This window comes from Inhella inkyongensis, assembly GCF_005952805.1.
In the GTDB taxonomy this organism is placed as follows: domain Bacteria; phylum Pseudomonadota; class Gammaproteobacteria; order Burkholderiales; family Burkholderiaceae_C; genus Inhella; species Inhella inkyongensis.
Window position 1 is genome coordinate 2,569,332 of record NZ_CP040709.1, and the last position, 10,861, is coordinate 2,580,192.

General features: G+C 67.4%; 12 protein-coding genes. All 12 read right to left on the minus strand.

Features of this window, described 5'->3' with window-relative positions:
• Positions 1-5: 5 nt before the first annotated feature.
• Genes dut through FF090_RS12190 form a run of 12 tightly spaced genes read right to left on the minus strand, consistent with a single transcriptional unit; the run spans position 6 to position 10,800 of the window.
• Positions 6-455 carry a dUTP diphosphatase gene (gene dut, locus FF090_RS12135; RefSeq protein WP_138856973.1) on the minus strand — a complete coding sequence of 150 codons (450 nt, stop codon included), beginning with the start codon at positions 453-455 and terminating at the stop codon, positions 6-8.
• A complete protein-coding gene (gene coaBC / locus FF090_RS12140; RefSeq protein ID WP_138856974.1) occupies positions 455-1,672 on the minus strand; it encodes a bifunctional phosphopantothenoylcysteine decarboxylase/phosphopantothenate--cysteine ligase CoaBC in 1,218 nt (405 codons plus the stop codon). Before coaBC ends, dut begins: the two co-directional genes overlap by 1 nt.
• Before the next feature lie 23 nt (positions 1,673-1,695).
• Positions 1,696-2,091 (minus strand): hypothetical protein, encoded by a 396-nt coding sequence (locus tag FF090_RS12145; protein WP_138856975.1) that lies wholly within the window; start codon positions 2,089-2,091, stop codon positions 1,696-1,698.
• A gap of 2 nt (positions 2,092-2,093) precedes the next feature.
• Positions 2,094-2,825, minus strand: coding sequence for a tRNA (guanosine(46)-N7)-methyltransferase TrmB (trmB, locus tag FF090_RS12150; RefSeq protein WP_138856976.1), 732 nt, complete (start codon positions 2,823-2,825; stop codon positions 2,094-2,096).
• 4 nt (positions 2,826-2,829) lie between these two features.
• The gene (gene deoA / locus FF090_RS12155; RefSeq protein ID WP_138856977.1) at positions 2,830-4,140 is read right to left on the minus strand and encodes a thymidine phosphorylase; all 1,311 of its coding nucleotides are present in this window, start codon (positions 4,138-4,140) and stop codon (positions 2,830-2,832) included.
• 1 nt (position 4,141) lies between these two features.
• Positions 4,142-4,912, minus strand: coding sequence for a deoxyribose-phosphate aldolase (gene deoC / locus FF090_RS12160; protein WP_138856978.1), 771 nt, complete (start codon positions 4,910-4,912; stop codon positions 4,142-4,144).
• Positions 4,912-5,775, minus strand: a complete 864-nt coding sequence (locus tag FF090_RS12165) for a purine-nucleoside phosphorylase (protein ID WP_138856979.1) — start codon at positions 5,773-5,775, stop codon at positions 4,912-4,914. The genes deoC and FF090_RS12165 overlap by 1 nt, the downstream gene beginning before the upstream one ends.
• Positions 5,776-5,778: 3 nt before the next feature.
• Entirely contained in the window at positions 5,779-6,195 is a 417-nt protein-coding gene (locus FF090_RS12170) for a cytidine deaminase (RefSeq protein ID WP_138856980.1), read from the minus strand.
• Complete coding sequence (locus FF090_RS12175) at positions 6,195-7,169, minus strand: ABC transporter permease (RefSeq protein ID WP_138858373.1); 975 nt, start codon at positions 7,167-7,169, stop codon at positions 6,195-6,197. Before FF090_RS12175 ends, FF090_RS12170 begins: the two co-directional genes overlap by 1 nt.
• A gap of 1 nt (position 7,170) precedes the next feature.
• Positions 7,171-8,283 (minus strand): ABC transporter permease, encoded by a 1,113-nt coding sequence (locus tag FF090_RS12180; RefSeq protein WP_138856981.1) that lies wholly within the window; start codon positions 8,281-8,283, stop codon positions 7,171-7,173.
• Positions 8,283-9,812 (minus strand): ABC transporter ATP-binding protein, encoded by a 1,530-nt coding sequence (locus FF090_RS12185; RefSeq protein ID WP_138856982.1) that lies wholly within the window; start codon positions 9,810-9,812, stop codon positions 8,283-8,285. The genes FF090_RS12180 and FF090_RS12185 overlap by 1 nt, the downstream gene beginning before the upstream one ends.
• A 7-nt stretch (positions 9,813-9,819) precedes the next feature.
• Positions 9,820-10,800 carry a BMP family lipoprotein gene (locus FF090_RS12190; protein ID WP_138856983.1) on the minus strand — a complete coding sequence of 327 codons (981 nt, stop codon included), beginning with the start codon at positions 10,798-10,800 and terminating at the stop codon, positions 9,820-9,822.
• Positions 10,801-10,861: the final 61 nt, after the last annotated feature.

Sequence of the window (10,861 nt, forward strand, 5' to 3'; positions counted from 1 at the left end):
AGCCCCTAACTAGCCCCAGTCGATCCAAACCCGCCGGCGCCGCGCGTGCTGGCGTGGAACTCGTCCACCACCTCAAAGCCCACCTGCAGCACCGGCACGATGACGAGCTGGGCGAGTCGGTCCAGCGGCTGGATGGTGAAAGCCTGTGTGCCCCGGTTCCAGCAACTCACCATCAGCGGGCCCTGGTAGTCGGAGTCGATCAGGCCCACCAGATTGCCCAGCACGATGCCGTGCTTATGGCCCAAACCCGAACGCGGCAGGATGATGGCCGCCAGGCCAGGGTCGCCCAGATGGATGGCGATGCCGGTGGGGATCAGCTCGGTCTGACCAGGCTGGAGCGTCAGCGGCTCCTGCAAGGCGGCGCGCAGGTCCAGGCCGGCGCTACCCGGCGTGGCGTAGGCGGGCAATTGCTCGGCCAGACGGGGGTCCAGCACTTTGAGTTGAACTTGGTGCATCAGGCTTGGCGCGCATTCAGGCGACGCGCGATTTCTTCGATGAGTTGGGCGGCCAAGGCCGTCTTGGAGGCGCGCGGCAGCTCGCGCGCGCCTTCGGCATCCACCAGCAGCAGCGCGTTGTCGTCCTGACCAAAGGTGGCCGGGCCCAGATTGGCCACGATCAGCGGCACGCCCTTGCGCGCACGCTTGGCCTGGGCATGTTCCAGCAGCTTTTCGCTCTCGGCCGCAAAGCCCACGCAATAGGGAGCATCGGGGCGCGCCGCCACGGTGGCCAGGATGTCGGGGTTTTCGGAGAAGGCGAGCGTCGGCGTGGTGCCGCTTCCGTCCTTCTTGATCTTGTGCTCGGCACACACAGCCGGTCGCCAGTCGGCCACGGCCGCGGTGGCGATGAAGAGGGTCTGACCGGGCAGCGCCGCCAGCACCGCATCCCGCATCTGTAGGGCCGACTGCACATCGATGCGCCGCACCCCAGCCGGCGTGGGCAAATGCACCGGCCCAGCCACCAGCGTCACCTCGGCGCCAGCGCGCTGCGCCGCCTGGGCAATGGCAAAGCCCATCTTGCCGCTGCTGCGGTTGGTGATGCCGCGCACCGGGTCGATGGCCTCGAAGGTCGGGCCGGCGGTGATCAGCACGCGCTGCCCGGCCAGACGCTTGGGCGTGAAATGCGCAACCAGGGCCTCGAACAGTTCGTCGGCCTCCAGCATGCGCCCGTCGCCAAACTCGCCGCAGGCCTGCTCGCCGTGGCCCACGCCCAGCACGTCAGCACCATCGGATTGCAAGAGCAAGAGATTGCGCTGCGTGGCCGGATGCGACCACATCTCGCGGTTCATGGCCGGGGCGATCAAGAGTGGGCAGCGTTCCCGGGGGCGCGCCAGGGCCGTGAGGCTGACGATTTCATCCGCCCTGCCCTGCACCAGCTTGGCCATCATGTCGGCGCTGGCCGGGGCCAGCAGCATCACCTCGGCCCAGCGTCCGGCGTTGATGTGATGCATGTTGTTGGGCGCCGCAGCGTCCCATTGATCGAGCAACACGGCGCGGCCAGAGAGCGCCTGCAGGGTCACCGGGGTGATGAACTGCGTGGCCGCCTCGCTCATCATCACCTGCACTTCGGCGCCGGCCTTGACCAACAGCCGGGTGAGCTCAGCAATCTTGTAGCCGGCGATGCCGCCGGACAGGGCCAGCAGCACGCGGCGGCCGGCCAGAATCGAATCAGTCATGCGCCCACTCTAATGCGCCCACACTACACAGCACCCGACGCCGTGGCCGGCCGGGGGCTGGTCCGGCGAATCAAGCTCCACAAGGCGCTCAGCCCCAAGCCCACCAGCAGCAGCAGGAAGAGGCCGCCACCCCATAGCAGGCCCAGGCCCCAGTTCAGCCAGCCCTCGGGCACCTGGGCCCAGGCGCGCTGAAGCTCGGGGCCGATCTCGGCCAGCACCTCCAGCAGATCGCGCAGCACATCCAGGCCGATCCAGTCGGCCAGCCAGCGCGGCAACTCGATCGTGGGCAAGTGGGCGGCCCAATCCTCGCCGGCCGCCCAGCCCGGCCAATGCAGCAGCCGATACAAGCCCCAGCAGGCCAGGCTCCAGAAACCCATCAAACCGCTCATGAAGAGCCAGATCAGCAGATGGGCCAGCATGTTCAGACCTTTTCGAACACCAAATCCCAAACGCCGTGACCCAGGCGCAGTCCTCGGGCCTCGAACTTGGTCAGCGGGCGGTAATCGGGCTTCTCGGCATAGCCGGGGAAGCGGTTCTTCAGGCCGCCTTCAGCGCTCAACACCTCCAGCATCTGCTGGGCATAGGGCTCCCAGTCCGTAGCGGCGTGAAAGTAAGCGCCCGGGGCCAGGTACTGCAGCAGGTCCTTGATGAAGGCCGGCTGCACCAGGCGGCGCTTGTGGTGGCGCTTCTTGTGCCAGGGGTCGGGGAAGAACAGATGCACGCCGGCCAGGCTGGCCTTGGGAATCATCCGCTCCAGCACCTCGACGGCATCGTGCTGGACGATGCGCAAGTTCGTGAGCTGACCTTCGTCGATGCGCTGCAAGAGCGCCCCCACGCCGGCCTCGTGCACCTCGCAGCCGATGAAGTCGATGTGCGGCAGGGTGGCAGCGATCTTGGCCGTGGCGTCGCCCATGCCAAAGCCAATCTCCAGCACGCGCGGCGCCTGGCGGCCAAACACGCCATCCCAATCCGTGGCCAAACCCGGCGCCTGCTCGGCATAGGGCAGCATGTATTTGGGCGCCAACTCCTGCAGCGCCTTGATCTGGCCCGTGCCCATGCGGCCGCCGCGCTTCACAAAGCTCTTGACGCGGCGCGCATGCACCGGTGTTGCGGCCTGATCCTCGGCCGGGCAGTCTTGCTCGTCCATGCCCATGGCCTTAACCCACGACCTCGGCAATCAGCGGCGTGGGCGTGACCGCCTGCTCACTGATGCGGCAGGCAGCCTGGTAGGCCGCCACGGCGCGATCGGCCGCTGCCTCGTCGGCCGCGTGCACAAAGGCCAGGGGCTCGCCGGCCTGCACCGCACGTCCCAGGGGGCGCACGGCGCTGAAGCCCACGCGGGTGTCGATCTTGTCGGCGGCCACGCGACGGCCACCGCCCAGTTCGATCACGGCAATGCCGATGGCGCGGGTGTCCTGCGCCGTCAGCACGCCGCTATGCAGCGCCGGCACGGCGCGCTTCACCGGGGCCAGCTGCAGATGGTGCTCAGGGCGCTCCATCAGGTCGGCAGGGCCGCCCAGGGCCGCCACCATCTGGCCGAATCGCTCGGCGGCCGCGCCGCTGTCCAGCGCCGCCTGCAGCTTGATGCGGGCCGCCTGCTCGTCGGCCGCCAGGCCGCCCAGTATCAGCATCTGCGAGCACAGGGCCAGGGTGATCTCGTGCTGGCGCGGCTCCACATCCTGACCGCGCAGGTAGTTGATGGCCTCCAGCACCTCCAGCGCATTGCCGGCCGTCAGACCCAGCACCTGGTTCATGTCGGTGATGAGGGCCCGGGTCTTCATGCCCGCGCCATTACCCACGGCCACGATGCTGTCGGCCAGCTCGCGCGCCATTTGGGGCGTGTCAGCAAAGGCGCCGCTGCCCACTTTCACATCCATCACCAGGGCCTGCAGGCCAGCGGCCAGCTTCTTACTGAGAATGGAGGCGGTGATCAGGGGCACGGATTCGACCGTGGCCGTGACGTCGCGGGTGGCGTAGAAGCGCTTGTCGGCCGGGGCCAGATCGGCCGTCTGGCCGATGATGGCGCAGCCCAGACGGCGCACCTCGCGGTCAAAGTGCGCGAAATCCGGCGCCGTGTTGTAGCCGGGAATGGCCTCCAGCTTGTCCACCGTGCCGCCGGTGTGCCCCAGGCCGCGCCCGGCAATCATGGGCACATAGCCGCCGCAGGCCGCCACCATGGGGGCCAACATCAGGCTGATCTTGTCGCCCACGCCGCCCGTGGAATGCTTGTCCACCACCGGGCCCGGCATGTCGGGCCAGTGCATCACGCGGCCGGAGTCGCGCATCGCGCGCGTCAGCGCCACGGCCTCGTCGCGGCCCATGCCGCGCAGGAACACCGCCATGCCCAGCGCGGCCACCTGGCCCTCGCTCCAGCTGTGGTCGGTGATGCCCTGCACAAAGGCCTGGATCTGCGCGGTGGACAGCACGCCGCCATTGCGCTTGGTGCGGATGATTTCTTGGGCCAGCATCTCAGTAGGCTCCCTGCGCGGCGGTGTTGGCCTTGCCATCGAGCACGGCCAGGATGTCGTCCAGCAGACCCGAGGCGCCAAAACGCAAGCGCTGCGGGTTCAGGGCTGCCTCACCCAGCTTCTCAGCGGTGGCCGTCACATAGTCCTGCCCCTGGACCACGGTGCGGATGCCGCCCGAGGCCTTGAAGCCGGCCGCCGACAAGCCGCTGTGGGCGATCTCATCGAGCATGGCGCGCGCGGCCTCCAGCGTGGCCGAGACCGGGGTCTTGCCGGTGCTGGTCTTGATGAAGTCGGCGCCGGCACTCAATGCCAGCTGGGTGGCGCGGCGGATGTGAGCTTCTTCCTTCAGCTCACCCGATTCGATGATCACCTTGAGCGTAAGCGGGCGGCTGGCATGGCGCACCTCGGCCAGGAATTCGGCCACCTCCTGGGTCTGCCCGGCCAGCAGGGCCTTATAGGGCAGCACCACGTCGATTTCCTGCGCGCCAGCCTGGGCGATGGATTCGATATCGGCCACCGCACGCGCCACATCCAGGGCGCCGTCGGGGAAATTGGCCACCGCGGCCACGCGGATTTCCGCCGGCAGCGCTGCACGCGCCTGTGCCACAAAACGCGGCCACACGCACACGGCCGCCACCGGGCCATGGGCGGTCTGCGCCTTGGCACAGAGCGCGGCGATGGTCTCGGGCGTGTCGCCGTCGTTCAGGCTGGTCAGGTCCAGGCAGCGCAGCAGGGTGCGCGCTGTGTCCGTTGGGTTCACAACCGAATTCATCAAGCAGCCTTCAGCGATTCCAAGGCGGTCAGGCGGTCCAGCAGGGCCGAGAGGAAACCGGCGGCGCGCTCGCCGCTGTCCTTGGCCTCGCGCAGAGTCAGTTCATGCGTCAGCGCCTCGGCCGAGAGACCAGCAGCCATATTGGTGATCAGGGCCAGGCCCATCACGCGCAGGCCGGCATGGCGGGCCAGGATGGTGTCTGGCACGGTGGACATGCCCACGGCGTCAGCGCCCCAGGCGGCAAACATGCGGATCTCGGCCGGGGTTTCAAACTGCGGGCCCAGGGCCCAGCAGTACACGCCCTCGCACAGGCGCTGGTCGATTTCCTTGGCCAGCTTGGCAGCAGTCTGGCGCAGTTCCAGGTCGTAGGCGCAGCTCATGTCCACAAAGCGGTGGCTGCCCTGCACGCCCACCAGGGGGCTGCGCTGCGGCGCGTTGATGTGATCGCTGATCAGCATCAGGCTGCCCGGAGGCTGGTGCTGGCGCAGCGAGCCCGAGGCGTTGGTGGACAGCAGCACCTGCACGCCCCAGGCCTTCAAGCTGCGGATGGGCGCGGCCATGCCGGTGCAGTCGCCGCTCTCATAGGTGTGGGCACGGCCGCGCAGCATGGCCACGCGGGCGCCGCCGGCCGTGGTGCCCACCACCACCTCGTTCACATGGCCCTCGACCTTGGGCAGGGGCCAGCCCGGCAGATCGGCATAGGAGATGCGCTGCACGTTCTGCAACTGATCGCTGGCACTGGACCAGCCCGAACCCAGCACCACGGCAATCGTCGGGGCATCACCAAAGGCGGCGCGCAGCTTGGCAGCCGCGGCTTCAACGGCGGCGGCCAGGGCGTCGCCCTGCAGATAGGGACTATTCATTGCTTATCCTTTTGAAAGATGTTCCGGACCGAAAGACTGTGGGAACAGTTCTTCCAGGGTCCACTGCTGGGGCTGACCGTTTTCATTCACAGCCAACACCAGGAATTGATCGGGCTGCCCGAACTCGCGCAGCTTCTGGCGGCAACCGCCGCAGGGAGAAATCGGGTGCGGCCCCTCGCCCACCACCAACACGGCACGGGCCTTGCGCACCCCGGCCAGGACCATGGCGGAAAGTGCGCCGGCCTCGGCACAAACGCCCTCTGGGTAGGCGGCGTTCTCGACATTGCAGCCGCCAAAGATCCGGCCGTCCTCGCCCAGCACGGCGGCGCCGACGCGGTAGCTCGAGTACGGGGCATAGGCCGCTGCGCGCGCGGCGCGGGCCACGGCGAGCATCTCAGCCTGGAGAGCGGCCGAAAGCATCAACGCTCTTTCAGATACGGCCGGCCCAGCGCCTTGGGCGCAATCGCCTGCCCGATGAAGCCCGCCAGCAGCACCACGGTCAAGAGATAGGGCAAGGCCTGGATGGCCTGCACTGGGATCTCGCCGATGCCGGGCAGGCTCACGCCTTGCAGCTGGATGGCCATGGCGTCCAGGAAGCCAAACAGCAAGCAGGCGGCCAGCGTGGGCAGCGGGCGCCAGCGACCGAAGATCATGGCGGCCAGCGCGATGTAGCCCCGGCCGGCCGTCATGTTCGGGCTGAAGCTGGCGTTCTGCGCCATGGAGAGATAGGCACCCGCCAGGCCGACGAGCACTGCGCCCATCAAGAGCGCCCCGTAACGCAGCGCCGGCACCGAGACGCCGGCGGCATCCACCATGGCCGGGTTTTCGCCCACGGCGCGCAATCTCAACCCCAGACGCGTGCGCTCCAGCAGGAACCACACGCCCAGTACGGCGGCGAAGGCCATGTAGACCAGCAGGTTGTGGCTGAACAGTCCGTGACCCAGCAGCGCACCCAGAAAGCCGCCGTGCGCCTGCGCCGCCGCACTGGGCTCGGCCAGACCGGGGGACAATGCTGTGATGCGAAGCTCCGCGGGCAATGTGGGGGTCTGTCCGCCGGTGTTGAACCAGGCGATGCCCAGCACCACGGTCAGGCCCGCCGCCACCATGTTCAGCGCCACGCCGGACACCACCTGGTCGCCCCGGTGGCTGATGCAGGCAAAGCCATGGATCAGGGCCATCGCGGCGGCCACGCCAACGGCGGCCACCAGGCCCCAGGCGATGGACTGCGTGGCGGCGGTGGCCGCAGCCGCCGCAAAGGCCGCCGCCAGCATCTTGCCCTCCAACCCCAGGTCCACGACGCCGCTGCGCTCACTCAGAAGGCCCGCCAGCGCCACCAGCAACAAGGGAGCGGTCAGGCGCAGAGTGGAACCCAGCACCGAGCCGATCATGACCATTTCATCCACGGCCGGCTCCCTTGAAGAGTGAATACAGCTTGGCAAACAAAGGCGCGCTGACCATGGCCATGGCGCCGGCAAACAACACGATCAGGCCTTGCACCGTCACCACCATCTCGCGCGAGAAACCTGGCAACTCGAAAGCCACCTCGACGCCGCCCTGGTAGAGCACGCCGAAGAGCAGCGACGCCAGCACGATGCCCACGGGGTGGTTGCGCCCCATCAGGCTCACCGCGATGCCGGTGAAGCCGGCGCCGGCCACAAAGTCCAGGGTCAGCTTGCCCTGCACGCCCGAGAGTTCGTTCACCGCCACCATGCCGGCCAGGGCACCCGAGAGGGCCATGGCCACCAACACCTGGGCGCGCGGGTTCAAGCCGGCGTACTGCGCAGCGCGCGGTGCGCTGCCCACCGCGCGCAGGGCATAACCGGCCCGCGTGCGCCACAGGAACCAAGCCACGAACACACAAGCAGCCAGCGCCAGCAGGGCCGCCGCGTTCAGCGGCGAGCTGGGCAACTCCAGGCCGAAGCGCGCGGCCAGCTCGTGCACGGCGGGGAGCTTGGCAGCCTCGGGGAACGGTTCGGACTCGATCACCATCGAACCCCCGCCCACACGCAGCGCGTTCACCAGCAGGTAGACGTTGAGCGTGGCGGCCAGGAAATTGAACATGATCGTCGTGATGACGATGTGGCTGCCGCGCCAGGCCTGCAGATAGCCCGGCACCAGGCCCCAGACCGCGCCAAACAAGGCCGCCGCGCCCACCACCAGCGGCAGCAAGGCCCAGGCCGGCAGGCCGGGCGCAAGGTAGAGCGCCGCCAGCGCCAAGCCCAGGCCGGCGAAGGTGGCCTGACCCTCGGCCCCGATGTTGAAGAGACCGCAATGGATGGCCACCGCCACCGCCAGGCCGGTGAAGATGAAATTGGTAGCGTAGTAGAGCGTATAGCCCAGGCCGCGCGGGCTGCCCAGGGCGCCGTTGACCAGCACCTCAAAAGCCTGCACCGGGCTGTGGCCGATCAGCTTGACCACCAGGGCCGCGACCACCAGGGCCACCGCCAAATTCCAAAGGGGAAGAATGCCGAGCTCGATCCAGCGCGGCAGGGCCAAAGCATTACTCATCAAGCGGCTTCCGGTTGGGCCGCCATCAACAGGCCCAGCTTGCGTTCATCACAGTCGTCAATCGCCAGTTCGCCGGTGATGCGACCAGCGTTCATCACCAGCACACGGTCGGCCAAGGCCAGGATCTCATCGAGTTCGCTCGACACCACCAGCACCGCACAACCGGCATCGCGCAGGGCGCGCAACTGGTTGTGGATGAATTCGATGGCGCCAATGTCCACGCCGCGCGTGGGCTGGCCCACCAGCAACACCTTGGGCGACTCGCCAATCTCGCGCGCCAGGATCAGCTTTTGCTGATTGCCGCCGCTGAACTTGCTCGACCCGAGTTCGGCATTGCGCGGGCGCACATCAAAGCGCTCCATCATGGCGCTCGTTGCGGCCTTGAGCACCTTGCCGTTCAGACCCAACAGGCCCTTGCGGTATTTGGGCAGGTCCTGGAAGCCCAGGCCCGCGCTCTCCCAGGCTGGAAAGCCCATCACCAGGCCGCAGGCGTGGCGGTCTTCAGGCACATGGCCCAGGCCCAAGGCGCGAGCGCGCTTGGGGTTCAGCCAGTTCGCTGCATCAAAGCGTGCGTCACCCAGGCTCATTTGCCCGGCATCCGGGCGGGCCAAGCCCGAGAGCAACTCCAACAGCTCGCTTTGCCCGTTGCCCGAGACGCCAGCCACGCCGACGATTTCGCCGGGGCGCAAGGCCAGCGACACATTCCGCAGCAGCGGCACACCCTGCGCACTGCGCAGGTTCAGGTTTGACACGGCCAGCAGCGGCGCGGCGTCAGGCTGGTGCGCGGGCGAGCCGTCGCGGCCCAGCACCACCTTGCGGCCAACCATGGCCTCTGCCAGCTGGGCCTCGTCGGTCTCGGCGGTCTTGCAGCGATGCACCACACGGCCGGCGCGCATCACGGTGATGGCGTCCGAGAGTGCCATCACTTCCTTGAGTTTGTGGGTGATCAGGATCAGGGTGGTGCCGCGCGCCCGCAAGCCCCGCAGCACCTCGAACAATGCCTGCGTCTCCTGCGGAGTCAGCACCGCCGTGGGCTCGTCCAGGATCAGGAACTTTGCACCGCGATAGAGCGCCTTCAAGATCTCCAGGCGCTGCAACTCGCCCACCGGCAGGCTGTCAACTCGAGCGTCCAGGTTCACCTGCAGTCCGGTCTCGCGCATCAGCTGTTCCAGCCCGGCGCGCACTTGGGCCTGAGCCTTGGGCAGATAGCCATGGGGCTCGGCCCCCAGCAGCACATTGTCGAGCGCAGTCAGCGTATCGACCAACATGAAGTGCTGGTGCACCATGCCGATGCCCATCGCAATGGCTTCGTGCGAGTTGCGGATCTGCACCGCCCGTCCATCGACCTCGATGGTGCCCGCATCGGCTTGGTAATAGCCGTAGAGGATGGCCATCAGCGTGGACTTGCCCGCGCCGTTCTCCCCGATCAGCGCATGCACCGTGCCGGCCTCAACCGTCAGGTCGACGCCGTCATTGGCCTGCACCGCACCGAAGCGCTTCTTGATGCCCCGCAGGGCCACAGCCGACATAGGCGCCTTACTTCTTGGCGCAGGCGGCCGGGTCGGCCATCGCGTCGTTCACCTTGATCTTGCCGCTGACGATGTCGGCGCGCGCCGCATCCAGCTTGGCCTTGGTGGCGGCGTCAAAGAGCTTGGCGTTGTGCTCGTCCATGGCGGGCATCACGCCATCCTCTTTCAGACCGAGCTGCTGCAGGCCGGGCTTGAATTCCTTGAGCACGTTGTAGACCGCCACATCCACGCGCTTGACCATGCTGGTGAGCATGGTGCCGGGCTGCAGATGGTTTTGGTTGCTGTCGACGCCGATGGCCAGCTTGCCGGCATCCTTGGCGGCCTGATAGACGCCCGCGCCGGTGCCACCGGCGGCGGCAAACACCACGTCCACGCCCTTGGCGAACTGATTCTTGGCCAACTCGGCACCGCGGGTCGGGTCATTCCAGGCGGTGGCGGTGGTACCGGTCATGTTGGCGAAGGTCTCTGCCTTGGCGTTGGTGGCCTTGACGCCCTGCTCGTAGCCGCACTGGAACTTACGGATCAGCGGGATGTCCATGCCGCCGATGAAGCCCACCTTGCCGCTCTTGCTCTTCAGTGCCGCCGCCACGCCCACCAGGTAGCTGCCCTCGTGTTCCTTGAAGGTGATGGAGGCGACGTTGGGCAGGTTGACCACGCCATCAATGATGGCGAACTGGGTCTTGGGAAATTCCTTGGCAACCTGCTGCAAGGCGCTGGCCTGCGAGAAACCGATCGAGATGATGGGCGAAGCACCACGCTCGGCCATGCGGCGCAGGGCCTGCACGCGCTGGGTCTCGTTGCTGATCTCGAACTCCATATAGGGCTTGCCGGTTTCGGCCTTCCACTTTTCGACGCCGCGATAGCCGGCCTCGTTGAAGCTCTTGTCGAACTTGCCACCCATGTCAAAGATGACCGCCGGTGCGGCCAGGGCGCCACCGGCACAGACCAGGGCCAGGGCAGCAATCAGGGGACGCGACAAATTGGACATGGCAGTCAAACTGTATACAAAAGGGGCGCCATTCTAAGGAGGGGAAGGACCGCTTCTCGCC